Origin of the sequence: Sediminibacterium goheungense (genome assembly GCF_004361915.1) — a bacterium.
Lineage (GTDB): Bacteria > Bacteroidota > Bacteroidia > Chitinophagales > Chitinophagaceae > Sediminibacterium > Sediminibacterium goheungense.
Map to the genome: position 1 here is coordinate 1,729,276 of NZ_SNWP01000010.1, position 18,937 is coordinate 1,748,212.

An 18,937-nucleotide genomic window follows, 5' to 3' on the forward strand; every position below is an offset into this window, starting at 1 on the left:
AAGCCGGGAATTGGATACTGCGATAAACTATAAACTGACTGTATGAGACCCTTATTAACCATTCTGAGCCTGTTTCTGTACATGGCTAATCTGTTTGCCCAACAAACAGAGAAAGTGGTGAAGAAAATACCCGCTGTTAGAACCACACAGAAAATTGTGATTGACGGAAACCTGAAAGATTCCGCCTGGCTACAGGCGCCGGTGGCCACTGATTTTATTGAATGGAGACCCACTTTCGGCAATAAGGAAGATGAAAAGAACAGAACTGAAATCCGTATTCTGTACGATAATAATGCCATCTATATTGCAGGTTATGCTCATGAAGCAAGTCCCGATAGTATTACCAAAGAGTTAGTGGGTCGTGATGTTGTGGGTGTGAATGATTTTGTTGGTGTGATCTTCGACACCTATCACGATAAAATCAATGGCTTTGGTTATTATGTTACCGCTCTGGGTGAACAGTTTGATGCAAAATATTCATCGAATGGAGAAGACGGCAGCTGGAACAGTGTATTTGAAAGCAATGCTGTTATTCAGTCAGATGGCTGGACCTTCGAAATGAAAATACCGTATGCAGCCATTCGTTTTGGTAATACCAAAGTGCAGGACTGGGGCATCAATATCACCAGAAGAAGAAGCAAGAGCGGAAAGCAGATGATGTGGAGTCCGACCGACCCGGCCATTGGTGGAAATTTTCTCGCACAGTTTGGCTTATGGACAGGCATACAGGATATTAAACCACCTGTTCGTTTGTCGTTCTCACCCTATCTCTCTACCTATGCCAATCATTTTCCTTATAACCAGCCGGGTGTAAAAAATACCACCACATCTATCAATGGTGGTATGGATGTGAAATACGGAATTAACCAGGCTTTCACTTTGGATATGACACTGATACCCGATTTTGGTCAGGTACAAAGCGATAATCAGGTATTAAACCTTACGCCCTTTGAAGTACAGTTTAATGAAAACAGAACTTTTTTTACGGAAGGAACAGAGCTTTTCGGAAAGGGCAATTTGTTTTACAGCCGCCGTATCGGTGGAACACCGATGCACCTTGGTAAGGTTCAGGGCCAACTGCAGCCCGGCGAAACAGTGGGTAAAAATCCGGTTGAAACGAGATTGCTGAATGCCAGTAAAATAAGCGGAAGAACCAGTGGTGGTTTGGGTATTGGATTTTTCAATGCCGTAACCAAGGCGCAACATGCGAGTATAGAAGTAGGTGGTGAAGAAACCAGAAAAATTGAAACCAATCCGCTCACCAATTATAATATCATTGTTTTTGACCAGACACTTAAAAATAATTCCAGTGTTTCATTGATCAATACCAATGTAACCAGAAGCGGAACCGATTATGATGCCAACGTAACAGCAGCGCTTTGGGATATTTACGATAAGAAAAACACCTGGAATGTAAACGGACAAGTAGGTGTAAGTCAGCTGATTGGTTATGAAGCGCCTGGTAAAACCCTAACCGGTTATAACCACACACTGGGCTTCGGTAAAACAAGCGGTCGTTTTAATTTCAACGTATGGCAGGAGCTGGCAGACGATAAATACAACCATAACGACATGGGTTATTTTACCAATAACAACTATTTCAACAATGGTGTATGGCTGGGATACAGGTGGTTAAAACCTAAAAAATGGTACAACCGTATCAATGCCAATATCAACGCGAATTATTCCATGCGTTACAAGCCGATGGATTATCAGCGATTTAATTTTAATGCCAATTTCAATGCACAATTGAAAAACTTGTGGTGGGCCGGGTTTAATTTCAATCTGAATCCTGAACAAAATGATTTCTTTGAGCCAAGGGTAAATGGTAAGGTATTCAAGCGCCCCGGCAGCTGGATGGCGGGCTTCTGGTTTGAAACCAATAGTGCCAAAAAATATTCTGCCGTGGTTGAATTCTATAACCGCACATTTAATCAGTATGGTTCCAATACGCAGGAAATCTTTTTCCGTAACAACTATCGCTTCAATAAAAAATTAACGATCACAACAAGCACTTTTCTTCAGCTAGCTCATAATAACCTGGGTTATGCAACCATGTTTAGTCAGGATAGCATTGTATTTGCTTTGAGAAAAAGAAATACGGTTGAAAACGTATTGAATATCAAATACAATTTCACTAATAAAATGGGTCTTTCTTTCCGGGCCAGACATTACTGGAGTAAAGTGGCCAATAAGGAATTTTTTAAACTGCGTAACGATGGTTACCTGAACTCCATAGCCGGTGGTATTAACCGGAATGTGGATTTCAATGTAAACTATTTCAATATCGATATGGTATATACCTGGCAGTTTGCATTAGGCAGCTTTGTGAACATTGTATGGAAAGATGCCATCAGTACGTTTAATCAGGATACCCGAACCAAATACTTTAAAAACTTTGGCAATACCATCAATGCCGACCAACAAAACAGTATCTCCATCAGGGTCATTTATTTTCTGGATTACCTGTCGCTGAAGAAAAAGAGCTGAGAGTGAGTGAGCAGTGAGTAGTCAGTAGTGAGTAAGGAAATTGAAATCTAATACTCACTACTGACTACTGACTACTCACTATTCCCTACCTTAGCTATATGAGTAAGAAATTATTTCTCCTGGATGCGTTTGCCCTCATCTTCCGCGCTTATTATGCGTTGATACGTAATCCACGCATTACTTCTAAAGGAAAGAATACCAATGCCCAGTTTGGTTTTACCAATACTTTGTTTGATCTCATCAACAAAGAAAAACCGACACACCTGGCCGTTTGTTTTGATACACATGCACCAACCGAAAGACACACTGATTTCGCTGATTACAAAGCCAATCGTCAGGAAGCACCGGAAGATCTGCTGGAGTCCATTCCTGATATACAGAGAATTATCAAAGGATTTAATATTCCGGTAGTGGAAATGGATGGTTATGAGGCCGATGATGTAATTGGTACCGTTGCCTGGCAGGCTGCTGATAAAGGTTATGAAGTATATATGGTTACGCCCGATAAAGATTATGGGCAGTTACTCATACACCCGGGTGTATATATTTATAAGCCACCCGCTTTTGGTAATCCGGCTGAAGTGTTGGATGCTGCTAAAATATGTGAGCGTTGGGATATACAAAGAGTAGAACAGGTGGTAGATATGCTAGGCCTGATGGGAGATGCTGTAGATAATATTCCCGGTATTCCCGGTGTGGGCGAAAAAACAGCGGCTAAACTGCTGAAAGAATATGATACGCTGGAAAACGTACTGGCTAATGCCGATAAAATAAAAGGTGCGCTGGGCGAAAAAGTACGCAATGCTGTAGACCTGGCGGTGATGAGTAAAAAACTCGCAACCATTATTACCAATGTACCGGTTGAATTTCATGAAGAAGATTACCGCCTGAAAGAATGGAACAGAGAAGCCCTTAATGAAGTGTTCACGGAACTGGAATTTAAAACACTGGGTAAGCGGATTCTTGGAGAAGACTTCAATTCTTTTCATGCGGCACCACAGGGTGTGCAGACAGACTTGTTTGGCAATGCTGTTCAAACACCCAAAACAACGAAATCTGTTAAGTCAGCAGAACCTGTAGAGCCGGTAAGTGGTCCGGAAACTGAACAGGCTGGTTTGATTGCAGAAAAAAACATCAACAATACACCCCATCATTATGAGTTGATACAAGGTATTGATGCTATTCAGCAACTAATTATAAAGCTTAGCGGGCAAAGAGAAATCTGTTTTGATACGGAAACAACAGGAACCGATGCCAATAATGTAGAACTGGTAGGCCTTAGTTTTTCTTTCAAAGAAGGAGAGGGTTATTATGTGCCATGTCCGCAGGATCAGCAGGAAGTACAAAAAATATTGGAACTGTTCAGGCCTCTTTTTGAACAGGATCAAATTACCTGGGTGGGACAAAATACCAAATACGATTTACTGGTGCTGAAGTGGTATGGCATAGAAATAAAAGGTCAGCTATTCGATACCATGCTGGCGCATTACCTCATTGAGCCGGAAGGCAGAAGAAGTATGGATTTATTGAGCGCACAGTACCTGGGTTATGAGCCGGTACATATAGAAGAGTTGATTGGAAAAAAAGGTAAGGGTCAGGGTAGTATGCGCGATGTGGAACTCGAAAAGATAAAAGAGTATGCGGCGGAAGATGCGGATATCACCTTCCAGCTTAAACAGGTTTTTGTTCCGCTATTAAAAGAAAAAGAAGTAGCGCCCGTTTTTGAGAATGTAGAGAACCCGCTGGTACGTGTATTGACAGATATGGAATTTGAAGGTGTAAAGATCGACGTGGATTTTTTGAAACAATACAGCAAAGAGCTCGAAACAGAAGCCAAACGTTGCGAAGAAAGTGTGTATGCTCAGGCAGAAGTAAGGTTTAACCTCGCTTCGCCCAAACAATTGGGTGAAGTGCTGTTTGAAAAATTGAAACTGGATCCTAAGGCTAAAAAAACAAAAACGGGTCAGTATGCAACGGGAGAAGATGTATTATTAAAACTGGCAAATCAGCATAAGATTGTAGACGATATTCTGGGTTTCAGGGAACTAACCAAACTCAAATCAACCTATGTTGATGCACTACCAGAAATGATCAATCCTAAAACCGGCAGGGTACATACCAGTTATGCGCAGGCTGTGGCCGTTACCGGAAGGCTGAGTAGTAATAACCCCAACCTCCAGAATATTCCGATCAGAACATCCAGAGGGCGTGAAATCAGGAAGGCATTTATACCCAGAGAGGAGGGGCGTGTATTGTTGAGCGCAGACTATTCACAGATAGAACTGCGGATTGTAGCTGCGATAAGCGGTGACCCGAATATGTGTGAGGCTTTCAGACAACATAAAGATATTCATACTGCTACTGCATCAAAAGTGTATGGTGTTCCGGAGAGTGAAGTAACCAAAGAAATGCGTTACAAAGCCAAGAGTGTAAACTTTGGAATCATCTATGGTCAGGGTGCATTCGGACTGGCAGATAATCTGGGTATCAGCAGAACTGAAGCCAAAGAAATCATTGATAACTATAAAAAAGAGTTTCCGAATATTCAGCGTTATATGGATGAGCAGGTAAACTTTGCCAAAGAGAATGGATATGTGCAGACGCTGGTGGGTAGAAAACGCTGGCTCAAAGATATCAACAGCAGCAATTTCACCGTGCGTGGTTATGCGGAACGAAACGCCATTAATTCACCCATTCAGGGAACGGCTGCTGATATGATTAAGCTGGCGATGATCAAGATTCACCATGAAATGAAAACCGGAACCTGGCAATCGAAAATGATTTTACAGGTACACGATGAATTGGTTTTTGATGCGGTGAAAGAAGAAGTAGAACCATTAAAAGAACTTATCATTCGCTGTATGACCACAGCGATGCCCCTGCCACATGATGTACCAGTAGAAGCAGAAGTGGGTATGGGAAGTAACTGGCTGGAAGCGCATTGAGAATAAAGAAACAGAAGAACAGAGAAACAGAGGAATTTCGAATTAGTTGATGATTCGATATGCCTTATTGAGTATTATTAAATTATTGGGCGTGAATACAAACGAAGCAACCATACACAAGTTCTATACTGCTTTTCAGCAGCTTGATTATGCAACGATGCAATCCTGCTATCATCCCGAAGCGGTATTCAGTGACCCTGTATTCGGGCTGCTGGATGTACATGAAGTAAAAGCCATGTGGGAAATGCTTTGTACAAGGGCAAAGAATTTCTCACTGACCTATGGAAATATACAGTTGTTGGATGATGAGTATACAACCACCGATTGGAAAGCCATCTATATCTTTTCTCAAACCGGAAGAAAGGTAGAAAACCAGATCAAAGCGCATATGCGTTTCAAGGATGGGTTGATTATTGAACATTCAGATGCATTTTCCATTTATCGGTGGAGCAAACAGGCTTTCGGACTTACGGGATGGATGCTGGGCTGGTCAGGTTATTTCAATAAGAAACTACAGTTAAAAGCCAGGATCGGACTTCAAAAGTTTATGGAACAATAGCGAAATCGCTACGCGGACTTAAAAAATGTGATACTGTATCTGGACAATCAGCCAAAAAAACTTCGATAGATATCTACAGACATCTTTATCAGATGAGTCTAATATTGCCATACAGTTAGGAGAATGAATGCATTCTCAACTTAGTTTGGCTAAAAAATGCGCCCCGTCTTTCCAGATGGGGCTTTTTTATATATAACCTCGTTCTTTAAGAATAACGATAACGGACATTGATGATCTAACCAATCAGATTGCTACCTTTATGTGCATAGATAAATGCTGTAATAATGAACTGGAAAGCCTTTTTTCAGAATGCGCAACTTATTGGATCAAGGTATTTTATGCTGGCGCTCATCGGGTTTCTGTTGTTTTATGTACTGTTCAGAAATAAATGGTTATACAAAAAAATACAACAGCGTTTTCCGAAGAATAAAGATTATGCCCGGGAAATCATGTATTCACTGGTAACCATGCTTATTTTCAGTTTGGTTTCATCCTTTGTATTTACACACCCTTCCATCCGCCCACATACCAGAATGTATAAAGAGATTGGTGATTATGGCTGGTTGTACTATTTTGCCTTATTTCCGGTGATGCTTTTCATGCATGATACTTACTTCTACTTTATGCATCGGTTGATGCACCATAAAAAAATATTCAACTTTGTTCATCTGGTGCATCATCAGTCAACCAATCCATCGCCCTGGGCCGCTTACTCCTTTCATCCGGTAGAAGCCTTTATTGAAATAGGAATTCTTTTTGTGTTTGTGTTTACACTGCCCATGCATAAAACGCATTTGCTTATTTTCTTTTTGTTCATGATTGTGTACAATGTATACGGTCACTTGGGTTATGAGCTCTATCCGAAAGGGTTCAATAAAACATGGGTGGGCAAATGGGTGAATACTTCTGTTAATCACAATCAGCACCACCAATATTTCAAGGGAAACTATGGATTGTATTTCCTTTTCTGGGATCGTATGCTCGGAACCATACGTGAGGATTATGATACCCGTTTCGAAGAAGTGAAAACAAGAATAGCGGATAAATCATAAAAATCATCAGTGTAAAGAGATCTTCTTTTTACAGAATTCCTCTTTGTTAACAATCAGATAATCTGATTCTTTCATTTTCTGACCCAATTTTACGGTCTCAAATAATGATGGCCGTGCAAAGCAATTCATCTATACTGGTATCCGTAGCTTCGGTGAAAGAGGGAACAGAGACTTCGTTCACGGCCTTGTTCAATGAATTTCACTCTAAACTCTTTCGTTTTTTTCAAAAAAGAATAGGTCAGCATGATCTCGCTTGTGAACTCACACAACTAACTTTTATCAAAATCTGGCAAAGCCGACATACTCTTTCAACAGATTACGGAATGGATATGCAGTGTTTTACCATTGCCTCCTCTGTATTGATTGATTATATACGAAAGTGTTCAGCAGAGAAAAGGTCTGCACCCACAGCAGAGCTGGAAATGGCAGACACCTCAATGGTACATGCGGATGGTAGTTTTGAAACAGCTGATTATATTGAAGTTGCTACCAGTAGCTTACCACCGGTACGTAAAAAAATTTTTTTACTTAAAGTCGTTCACGGCTATTCCAATAAAGAAGTGGCCGAAAAACTTTCCATATCTGTAAAAACAGTGGAAGATCATTATTCAAAAGCCATCAGGCAATTGCGTTCTATTGCTACCGTATCGCAACTATTTCTTTTTATTAACGGCTGAGTGTTACCAAATTATTACCAGCAGGGGTAAACAATACTTTATTACGTATTCATTATTAGCAGCGTTTATTTTATGCAGGTAACCGAAAACCTTTTACAGCGTTTTTTTGATCAACAGTGTGATGCCGATGAGGCTAACACTGTTGTATCATACCTGTATACGCATCCGGAAGAAGTAGAAAAATGGCTGGGACCAGATTGGCAGCAGGCGGGCAAAGAAATTCCGGTACCGGCATCTTACCGGAAAGAAATGTGGAGGAGCATAGAGGGCGAAATACAGATCCATCAGCCCAGAAAAATCGACCAGAGAAATATATACCTGTCGGTCGCCGCTGTTCTGCTTATCATGCTTTGTGGTTGGTGGTTTTTTTCAACAGAATATGCGCCGGCGGTTCAACAGCCGGTTCTGGCAGCGCAGGAAAAGACAGGTGCCATCGAACTCAGAGCCAATACAACGAAAGGGTCCATTCATATTCAGCTGCCCGATGGTTCTGACGTTACGCTGGAACCGGGTTCTACAGTAACCTATGCCAAAGAGTTTGCCGGAACAGAACGAAAAATTGTACTCAACGGTAACGGCTTTTTTGACGTTACAAAAAATATCAGCAAACCATTTGTTGTAGTAACAGGAGAAATAACCACCACCGCATTGGGTACTTCTTTCCGTGTTACAGAAAACAAGGAAGGTGTAACAGTTAAGCTGTATACAGGAAAAGTAGTAGTGAATAAAATAAGTTCCGACAAACATTGGGGTGGTCCGGTATACCTGTTACCGGGTACATCTATGAACTACTCACGGCAACATTCCAGAACTACCGTTGGTTCTTTTGATCCTGAATGGAATGGTGTAAATAAAACGATAGCGAAACAGCAGAAAAACATAAAAACGCCAGTACAGCTGAGTGAACTTTATTTTGACAACACACCACTTACAGATGTATTGCTGCAACTGGAAGAACGATTCGCCATAAAAATTCAATACGATTCATCTGTTATCAATAATCATTTTTTTACCGGAAAAGTATTGCCAACCGATTCAGTAGAAACACTGCTGCACGTAATTGGGAATATGAATGGGTTCATGATAAACAAAGAAGGAAACAACAGCTTTCTTTTAGTAAAAAAGCAATAAGAAACATATCTGTAAAAGGTACACATATGGTCATACCATGTGCAGGATACTTTTTGCAATAACCGAAACAAAAACTTATGAAAACAATGGTACAGACAAAAAGACTGCTTTTCGTTCTGCTGTTGATGGTTAATGCCATTACACAGCTGGCAGCACAATCATCAGTGGCCGATGTTACAGGCTCTGTATTAACGGAGAAAGGAGAGACATTACAGGGGGTTACCATCATTGCAAAAAAGCAGGGTGCATCGGGCAATGAATTGCTCTCGGCAACTACCAATGAAAAGGGGGTTTTCACTTTCAGACAATTACAGGTGGGTAGTCGATACAATTTCAGTTTTTCTTATGTAGGTTATGAAGATGGCGTACAAAACGGTTTTGTAGTAAAGCAGCAGGCACAAACAAACTCGATTCTGATCAGGTTGAAGGAAAAGAATAGTCGGCTGGATGAAGTAGTGGTAACGGCATTGGGTATTAAACGACAGGAAAAGGCTTTAGGTTATGCGGCACAAACCATGAAAGAAAATGATGTGAATGATGCCCGCTCCAATAATTGGGTGGGCTCATTATCGGGTAAAGTAGCTGGATTGAACCTGATTTCTCCGGGTTCGGGCCCATTGAATTCTGTACGCGTATCACTTCGTGGCGATGCTTCTATGAATCCGGAAGGAAACAATGCCCTGATTGTACTGGATGGTGTACCGATGAATAGTGGTCTTACTTCATCGGGCGTAAGCAACGCCTATGGTGCAGGCTCCGGTAATGATGTGCCGATTGATTTCGGGAATGGTATTTCTGATATTAACCCCGATGATATTGAAAGTATTACCGTACTGAAGGGGCCAGGTGCAACGGCTTTATACGGAAGCCGTGCTGCAAATGGAGCCCTGCTGATTACAACCAAGTCGGGAGCCAGAAAAGAAAAAGGAATTGGTGTAACACTCAATAGCAATATCAGTTTCAATACGGTTTTACGCTGGCCCGATTACCAATATGAGTATGGACAGGGAACAGGAAAGGCGCTGAATGCAAATGGAGAAAAATATTATTCCTATGGAGCTTCAGCAGATGGCGCAAGTACCGGAGGAACCAGCAGCGCTTTTGGTCCGAGGTTTAATGGACAGAGCTATTTTCAATATGATCCGGTAGTAGAAGGACAGTCTCCTACCCGTGTACCATGGAGGCCTTATACAGATAATATCAAAGGCTTCTGGAGAACAGGGTCAACCATTACCAATAATATTGCGCTGGAAGGTGGCGGCGAAAATGGTTCGGTGAGGGCATCGCTCACCCATTCGAAAAACGAATGGATTATGCCTAATACTGGCTATAAAAGAATTACAGCAGCATTGAGTGTGAACCAGAAAATATCTGATAAGCTGCGTATTACATCAAAAATCAACTATACCAATAAGCAGAGCGATAACTTACCTGCTACAGGTTATAATAACCAATCAATTTCTTATTTCATGATTTTCCAGAACCCGAATGTTGACCTGGCCTGGTATAGACCGATCTGGAGAAAAGGCATGAACCAGATTGACCAGGTACACCCGTTCAGTTCTTTTATTGATAACCCTTACCTGATTGCTTATGAAATGACCAATGCTGTGAAAAGCAATATGATGGTAGGAAACATTGCTGCTAACTATGAGTTCTCAAAAAAACTCGATTTCATGGTTCGCTCGGGTGTGAGCATGACCAATGAAGAGCGGGAACAGAAACGTCCTTATAGTACGGCTAATTTTCAGAGAGGATATTATAAGCAGCAGACGATTCTGGATTATGAAATCAATACAGATATATTATTGTCTTATAAAAACAAAATCGGATCAAATATCAATATCACAGCGTCGGCAGGTGCCAATGCTATGAGCCGTTCATACAAACGTGTAGACGGAACCGTTGAAGGATTGGTAACACCGGGTGTTTATAAATTAAGCAATGGCATCAGCAATCCGCTGATGACGAATGTGAACAGCAATAAGAAAGTAAACAGCGTTTACGGAACAGCTTCGTTTTCATATAAAAACCGGTTTTTTGTAGATGTGACCGGTAGAAACGACTGGTCAAGTACACTACCTGTTCAGAATAATTCATTCTTCTATCCATCAGTAAATACCAGTGTTATTCTGAGTGAGGTATTCAACTTGCCTAAAAAGATTTCTTTTGCCAAGCTCCGCTTTTCGGTGGCACAGGTGGGTAATGATACTGATCCATATAAGACCAGTAAGTATTATGGCATGAGCGATTTTCCAAGCTCTGCTTCTGTGCCTACTGTTTTACACAACGTAAACTTCAAGCCTGAAATTTCAACCAACTATGAAGCGGGCTTAGACATTCGTTTGTTTAAAAACAGGCTGAATCTGGATCTTACCTTGTATAGCAACCTTACTAAAAACCAGATATTGGATGTACCACTGGACCCTACTACGGGATATTCAAGAGCAGTATTGAATGCAGGTTCTGTTCGCAATCAGGGTATTGAAGTTGTGCTGAATGCCACACCTGTAAAAACCAGAAACTTCAGCTGGAACACTATTCTTACCTGGTCTAAGAACCAGAACCGTGTAATGGAACTCGCTGAAGGTATGGACGGTAAGCAGGATATCGGATACGGTGGTAACGCCACCATTCAGGCAAGAGTAGGTGGTACAACAGGTGATATCTATGGTTTTGGTTTTGCACGTTCACCACAGGGACAGATTATTTACAATAGTGCGGGTTTACCTGTACGTCCGGCTGAAATTCAATATATCGGAACGGCTTATGCAGACTGGAAAGGAGGTATCAGAAATGAATTTACTTATAAGGCATTCCGCTTCAGCTTTCTCTTCGATGGTCAGTTAGGAGGTATGATCTACTCACAAACCCATCATAAAATGACCGAACAGGGTAAACTGAAACATACACTGCGGGGCCGTGAAGAAAACTTTATTGTTGGTGATGGGGTAATTGAAAATCCTGATAAATCATATTCACCCAACACCACCAAGGTATTACCCGTTGATTATTATGTAGAATATTACCGCAGGGCCAATGTTGAATCCAATTCATTCGATGCCTCATATCTTAAGTTGAGAGAAGCGAGATTGGAATACAGCCTGCCTAAAAAAGTGTTGGGTAAAACATTGTTCAAACAGGTAACACTGGCTTTATATGGTCGTGACCTGCTCATGATTACCAGCTTCCCCATTTTCGATCCGGAAACGGCTGCGTTGAATGGCTCTACGATTTTACCGGGTGTTGAAATGGGTCAGTTACCATCGAGCAGAACATTCGGTGCCAATATTACCCTTAAGTTTTAATTCATTAACCGTAATTATATGCAACAATATAAACCATATACTTTATTGCTGATTGCCGCAACACTGTTATTCAGCGCCTGTGATAAAGATTTTGCAGAAGTAAATACAGACCCCAATCGCATAGATAAAATTAGTCCCGGTACTTTATTGAATCCGATTATTTATGAGGTCTCCTCATTTAATACCAGAAGGGCAGATGATTTTACTTTTAACCTAATGCAGGTGGCATTGCCTTTTCCAAGTGCATCGGGTGGTGTACATCGATATGATGTAGCGGAGAATGCGGGTAGCTCTACCTGGACAACGTATTATCGTTGGTTAACCAATGTAAAAGAAATGTATAATGCGGCGGTTGAGCTAAACGACCCCAATTACCAGGCCATAGCCCTAACGCTGAATGCATGGATCTATGCAAACCTTACAGATTGTTTTGGCAATGTACCCATGACAGAAGCAGCAAAAGGCGACGAGGGTATTCTACGTCCTGCATTCGACGAACAGAAAGATATTTATACGAAAATTATTGCTGATCTCGATTCTGCCAACAATCTATTTGTTACAACAAGAGCCATGAATTTCGGAACAGAAATTTTATACGGTAACAATGTTACCAACTGGAAGCGATTCTGTAATTCATTACAAATGCGTTTGTTATTGCGTGTATCGAAAAGAACGGAGATGAATGCTATGACCAGGCTCCGTGCTATGATCGATAACCCTGCAAAATATCCTGTATTCACCAGTAATGATCAGGCGGCTGTTTTAAAAGTAACCGGTCTGGTACCCAATGTATCGCCCTGGGGAAGAGCGATTGATTTCACTACATTCCGTGCGATGGGTAAATTTTTTCTGGATCAGTTAAACAACCTGAATGATCCGCGTCGCGATAAATTTGCTACCACGGCCAGACCCTCTACCGGTACAGGTAACCTGGGTTATATGGGCATACCAAGCGGGTATTCAGGTGGAGAATCGCAGTTCAGATATATTCCATCGAATTTGAATATAGCACTGGTAACGGCGCCTATGATTTGTGTACTCATGCCTTATGCAGAAGTAGAACTCATTAAGTCTGAAGTGGAATTGTTTTTTAATAATACTGCGGCGTCAAAAGCAGCGTATGAAAAAGGCGTGAAAGCTTCAGTTGAGCAATGGGGCGCTGTAATGCCCGCTACTTATTTTAATACACCTGATGCTGCTTTTAACGGAACACTGGAGCGCATTATGTTACAGAAGTATATAGCGCTGTTTTTTGTAGATCATCAACAATGGTTTGAATACAGAAGAACGGGCTTCCCGGTATTGCCTACTGCAGATGGAATGGTGAACAATAAAAAAGTACCGGTTCGTTATATGTATCCCATCAACGTACGTTCCACCAATACCGATAATTACAACAAAGCAGTACAGGCTATGGGTGGCGATAATTTCAATGTAAAAGGCTGGTGGGAAAAATAAATAGTATGATCTGTGTAATGCCGTGTTTTCTGTGGCAATACATAACGATTCAATAATTTAGGTAGTAAAATATAGTAAAGAGATTTGCCACTGCAGGTACAGCGAAACACCGAAAAACATTCAATATGCAAAGACGTTCATTCCTTCGAAACTTCAGTTTAGCAACCATCGTTTTAGGCGCTCCCGCTATAAGTAGTGCTGCCGGTACGAATGCCAAACAGAGAACCGTATCCGGAAAAGTACACAGCAACGGAAAAGGCATTGCCGGTGTAGCTGTAACGGATGGGTATACAGTAGTAGCAACCGATGCGCAGGGTAATTATAGTTTTGAGGCAGATGCCCGCGCCGAATTTGTATACATCAGCACACCTGCCGGTTATGCGTTCAATCAGCAAAATCATATTGCCTGGTTTTATCAGTCACTGGCGGCCGATCAATTAGCAGCCAAAGCCGATTTTTCGCTGGAGAAATTAGCGGTAGACGATACCAGACATCAGTTTGTGGTATGGGCAGATACACAGATGATTTCGCAGGCCGATTGCGACCAGCTGAAAACTACAGCTGTACCGGATTTAAAGGCATTGGTAGCATCTTACCCCAAAGACAGTCTCTTTCATGGCATCGGCTGTGGCGACCTGGTGTGGGATAAGTTTCAGTTCTTCAAAGATTATAAGGAAGCCATTGCAGCAACCGGTGTTACTTTCTTTAATGTAATTGGTAACCATGATATGGATCTGGATGCGCGTACCGATGACTATTCATCCAAAACATTCAAACAGCAGTTTGGACCTACCTATTATTCTTATAACCGCGGACAGGTACATTATGTAGTACTGGATGATGTGTTCTTTGTAGGTACCGCAAAAAAATACATCGGGTACATTACAGAGAACCAGTTACAGTGGCTGGAGAATGACCTGAAAATGGTAAAACCCGGAACAACAGTGGTGCTCAGTGTGCATATTCCCACCAATACCGGCGCGGCGCGAAGAGCGAAGAAGGAAGAAGAGATGGGGGGGACCGTAACCAACAGAAAACAGTTGTATAAAATACTGGCACCGTATAAAGTGCATATTATGTCGGGCCATACACATTTTAATGAAGCCTGGGAAGAGGGAAATATTATGGAGCATAACCATGGTACTGTTTGTGGTGCCTGGTGGACGGGCCCCATTTGTGGCGATGGAACACCCATGGGTTATGGAGTGTATGAAGTAAATGGCAGCGATATAGAATGGTATTATAAAGCTACCGGTAAAGAAAAAGAACATCAGTTGCGCGTGTATGAAAAAGGCAGGCTGAAAGAAGCACCCACGGAAATTGTGGCAAACGTATGGAACTGGGATACTAAATGGAAAGTGGAATGGTGGGAAGATGGTGTGGCCAAAGGCACCATGGAGCAGCGGGTAGCCAGAGACCCCTGGGCCATTGAATTGTATGCGGGCCCATCCTTACCATCGAAACACCCCTTTGTGGAACCCACACTGGCCGATCATTTATTTTTTGCCAAACCATCAGCAGGTGCAAAACAGATAATAGTGAAAGCTACCGATCGTTTCGGTAAACAATACAGTGAAACCATTAACCTCGCTTAGTATAGTAAAGTCCAATAGATCCTATCTGAAAAACAAAAAGCGGAATGTAAATAAGCATTCCGCTTTTCTATGTACACCAGAATCACACTGACGAGAATAGAATTATTCTTATCTTACAGATACCCCCATTTGTAAAAAACAAAAATTGCATTTATGCAATACAACAAAACCCAATACAAATTGTGGCGCTGGTGGCATCCGATGGTATTACACTGGATCATCAATCCCGGACTGGCCATCAATGAACTGATTTTTGGTCAGCGGGTCCCCAGAATCACGCTGGTAGAAAAGAATACGAAGAAAACACTAGGGGAACGAACCTATATTCCCTGTCCGCATTGTAACACTTTGCATCCCGGTATGAAATGGTCAGGACAAAATAAAACAGCCATGCAAAACTGGTTTGGATTGTACTGCGATCATTGCGGCAAAATTATTCCCTGTCTTATCAATCTTACTACGCTGGTAATACTGATTGTAACCGCTCCTATCTGGTACTGGTTTAAAGAGTCTATGAAAAGAAAATGGCTGGCACAACAACCGGCCCGTTACAAAAACCTTGTACTGAATGATGATTCCAATGCCTTTGCTGGTTATGGCTGGATCAAAGAGGGTTTATCTTTTGGCTTTTTTATGTTTTTTGTAATGACAATAATAATCAGGCCCCTTGTTATGCAAGAGCCTATTACTGGTCCGTCAATACTATCGGGTCTCATCGCCTGGCCGCTGGGGGGCTTGTCATATGGTTATCTTATGAAGCGTTTTACCCGTGTAACAAAACAGTCTCAATATAAATAATGTCAGGTATTTTTTGTTGGCACTGAATGCACAGCAATACACCGAATAAAAAAGCGGTTAGTATGAAAATACTAACCGCTTTATATTTTATAGGTCATTGACCATTCACGAACTCACCTGTTCATCGAAGCCAGAAACTCTTCATTATCCTTCGTTCCTCTCATACGCTTCAATAATTCGTTCATCGACTCTTCTGTATTCATATCGTTAATGTACAGACGGAGAATATTCATTCTTTGTAATACTTCTTTATCCAATAACAAATCATCGCGACGGGTTGAAGAACCAACCAGGTCAATGGCAGGGAAAATACGTTTGTTCGCCAGTCTGCGATCCAGTTGTAATTCCATATTACCGGTACCCTTGAATTCTTCAAAGATTACTTCATCCATTTTACTACCGGTTTCAATCAGCGCGGTAGCCAGGATGGTGAGTGAACCGCCATGCTCAATTTTACGGGCAGCACCAAAAAACTGTTTGGGTTTCTGCATGGCATTGGCTTCCACACCACCACTCAATACCTTACCACTGGCAGGTGCAACGGTATTGTGTGCACGGGCCAAACGGGTAATAGAGTCGAGCAGGATTACCACATCATGACCGCATTCAACCAGTCTTTTGGCTTTTTGTAAAGCGATGGTAGATACTTTCACGTGTTTTTCAGCGGGCTCATCAAAAGTAGAAGCGATCACTTCTGCTTTCACGCTGCGCTCCATATCGGTAACCTCTTCCGGACGCTCATCAATCAACACGACCATCAGGTAACATTCGGGGTGATTGGCAGCGATGGCATTGGCCACTTCTTTCAGCAACATGGTTTTACCCACTTTAGGTTGCGCCACAATCAGTCCACGCTGTCCTTTACCAATGGGTGTGAACAGGTCCATGATACGTGTGCTGTAATTATTCGACGTAGTAAAGAGGTTTAGTTTTTCGTAAGGGAACAAAGGTGTCAGGTAATCGAAGGGAACGCGGTCGCGTACTTCATCCGGACGTTTGCCATTGATATGATCCACTTTCAGCAGGGCGAAATACTTCTCTCCTTCTTTCGGCGGACGAACAGCACCCTGTACCGTATCACCTGTTTTCAGACCAAATAGTTTGATCTGTGACGGAGATACATATACATCATCGGGTGATGATAAGTAGTTATAATCTGAAGAGCGAAGGAAACCATAACCATCGGGCATCATTTCCAGCACACCTTCTCCGAGGATTACGCCTTCAAATTCAATATTAAAATTGGGTTCTTTTTTGTGGTGACGTTGTGGCTGCTGTGCGGGTGCTTCCTGGGGCAAACCGGTCTCTGGAGCTTGTTGTTCAGTTTCTCCTGCCTGTGTACCGTCTTCGGTATTAACAGTATGCTGAGGTGCTGCCGCTTCCTCTGTTTTTTCGTTCCTTGCTTTTTTAACAGGGCCACGTTTGGGAGCCGCTTTTTCAGGCGCTTCCTGCATTACTTCCGCTTCTTCGGTACCATTGGATGTTTTAACGGTAACAGGTTTGCGGGCACGCGCTGTTTTTTTCTTGGGATCATCTTTCGACTCACTGGCCTGAACAGCCTGGTTATCTAGGATCTTGTAAATAAGACCCTGCTTGTCGAGCTTTTTGGCACCCGAAATCTTTAACTGCTCAGCTATATCAAGCAGCTCGGGCAATAACATGTCATTTAATTGCAGAATATCGTACATAAACTCTATTGATGGGAAAAATTCAAATTATCATCATTCAAAATCCAGTCTAAGGAAATGCGGGCTCAGATCGGAAAAACTTGGGTAATATATTGATTGGAAGAGGATAAACTGACCTGTCGAGAGCAAAAAAAGACGGTATCAGCTTGGTTTCCGATGCAATGTTAAGCGAAAAAAATCAAAAACAAAACAAAAAATTCATTTAAAACCGGAGCTGGCAGAAAGGATTAAGGGTATTTTCTCCTTATGTATCAGGAAACTGGGTTTTGTCAACAATTCTGCTGATCATCTGGTCAAGTTCCTGCGCACTCATTCTTAAATACTGTAATATCTGTTCGTTTTCTTCGATGGTTTTCTGTTGAAAATCCATCAGATCCGTTAAACCAATAATATTGGCTACCGGCCTCCGTATTTCGTGTGATTGTATTTTGGCAATTTCTTTCAGTGCATCTACATGTTTCTGTATCTGAATCTCCTGCTCCTTACGTTCTGTAATATTGATAGAGGCAATTACCAGACCCGATAAGGTTCCGTTATCGTCGAAAACACCATAATACCGGCGGAGAAACCATTTTTTTTCACCATCCGGATAAGTGATCATATGTTCGTGCGAAACGGTTGATTTCTGTTTTTCAAGCATTTTTTTATGCTCCTGTGCCAGTGCCTGATCTGATTCTGGATAATACTTTGTGAGCCTTTCGCCTACTAAAAAAGGCGCTCCGAACATTTTTATGGCATGCTCCTGTGCCTTTCGGTTGGCATATTTAATACAGAAATCGGTATCCATATAAATCAGCACATTGTCGGAGCTATTGATGATAGACTGCAGGGTTTTTTCGGAAGCAGCTATCTGGTCTCTCTTGTTTTTCAGCTCCGTAATGTTCTTGGAAATACCAACTACATAATGAATAAGGCCATTATCATCTGTAATGGGAAACAACTCGCTCAAACTGGCTGTTCCATCTTCAAAATCTTCTTCAAAACTAATGCTATGTCCTTTTTCTACACATTCAATAAAACGCAAACGAATGGCATCGATAATGCTGGAACGAAGCATGTCTTTAAATTCCTTACCAATTACCGACTCTTCTGTAACACCAAATTTTTTTAGGTAGGCGGGATTTACGTATTCCATTACAAACTCTTTACCGCTGCTTTGTACTCGTACGATAAACACTGCATCAGAGGTGAGTTCAATCAATGATTGGAACAGTGATGATTGGATCATGCGGTTTG

General features: G+C 41.8%; 12 protein-coding genes. 10 read left to right on the forward strand and 2 right to left on the reverse strand.

Annotated features, from left to right (window positions below):
• The first annotated feature begins 42 nt into the window (after positions 1–42).
• The 10 genes from BC659_RS07405 to BC659_RS07450 all read left to right on the forward strand — a co-directional run bounded on the left by BC659_RS07405 (position 43) and on the right by BC659_RS07450 (position 16,013).
• On the forward strand, positions 43–2,490 hold the full coding sequence (locus BC659_RS07405) for a DUF5916 domain-containing protein (protein WP_133474033.1): 2,448 nt from the start codon (positions 43–45) through the stop codon (positions 2,488–2,490).
• A 98-nt stretch (positions 2,491–2,588) separates the two neighbouring features.
• Positions 2,589–5,435, forward strand: a complete 2,847-nt coding sequence (gene polA, locus BC659_RS07410) for a DNA polymerase I (protein ID WP_133474034.1) — start codon at positions 2,589–2,591, stop codon at positions 5,433–5,435.
• Between the two features lie 91 nt (positions 5,436–5,526).
• On the forward strand, positions 5,527–5,994 hold the full coding sequence (locus BC659_RS07415) for a nuclear transport factor 2 family protein (protein ID WP_133474035.1): 468 nt from the start codon (positions 5,527–5,529) through the stop codon (positions 5,992–5,994).
• Positions 5,995–6,278: 284 nt separating this feature from the next.
• Positions 6,279–7,046, forward strand: coding sequence for a sterol desaturase family protein (locus BC659_RS07420; protein ID WP_133474036.1), 768 nt, complete (start codon positions 6,279–6,281; stop codon positions 7,044–7,046).
• A 104-nt stretch (positions 7,047–7,150) separates the two neighbouring features.
• Positions 7,151–7,723 (forward strand): RNA polymerase sigma factor, encoded by a 573-nt coding sequence (locus BC659_RS07425; protein WP_133474037.1) that lies wholly within the window; start codon positions 7,151–7,153, stop codon positions 7,721–7,723.
• A 72-nt stretch (positions 7,724–7,795) separates the two neighbouring features.
• Entirely contained in the window at positions 7,796–8,854 is a 1,059-nt protein-coding gene (locus BC659_RS07430) for a FecR family protein (protein ID WP_133474038.1), read from the forward strand.
• Positions 8,855–8,931: 77 nt separating this feature from the next.
• On the forward strand, positions 8,932–12,162 hold the full coding sequence (locus tag BC659_RS07435) for a SusC/RagA family TonB-linked outer membrane protein (protein WP_211340723.1): 3,231 nt from the start codon (positions 8,932–8,934) through the stop codon (positions 12,160–12,162).
• An 18-nt stretch (positions 12,163–12,180) separates the two neighbouring features.
• On the forward strand, positions 12,181–13,620 hold the full coding sequence (locus BC659_RS07440; protein ID WP_133474039.1) for a SusD/RagB family nutrient-binding outer membrane lipoprotein: 1,440 nt from the start codon (positions 12,181–12,183) through the stop codon (positions 13,618–13,620).
• 125 nt (positions 13,621–13,745) lie between these two features.
• A complete protein-coding gene (locus tag BC659_RS07445) occupies positions 13,746–15,215 on the forward strand; it encodes a calcineurin-like phosphoesterase C-terminal domain-containing protein (protein ID WP_133474040.1) in 1,470 nt (489 codons plus the stop codon).
• A 153-nt stretch (positions 15,216–15,368) separates the two neighbouring features.
• On the forward strand, positions 15,369–16,013 hold the full coding sequence (locus BC659_RS07450; RefSeq protein WP_133474041.1) for a hypothetical protein: 645 nt from the start codon (positions 15,369–15,371) through the stop codon (positions 16,011–16,013).
• A gap of 113 nt (positions 16,014–16,126) precedes the next feature.
• Here BC659_RS07450 and rho read toward each other — a convergent pair whose 3' ends face one another.
• Complete coding sequence (gene rho / locus BC659_RS07455) at positions 16,127–17,701, reverse strand: transcription termination factor Rho (protein ID WP_133474042.1); 1,575 nt, start codon at positions 17,699–17,701, stop codon at positions 16,127–16,129.
• Between the two features lie 244 nt (positions 17,702–17,945).
• Positions 17,946–18,929, reverse strand: a complete 984-nt coding sequence (locus tag BC659_RS07460) for a PAS domain-containing protein (RefSeq protein WP_133474043.1) — start codon at positions 18,927–18,929, stop codon at positions 17,946–17,948.
• Positions 18,930–18,937: the final 8 nt, after the last annotated feature.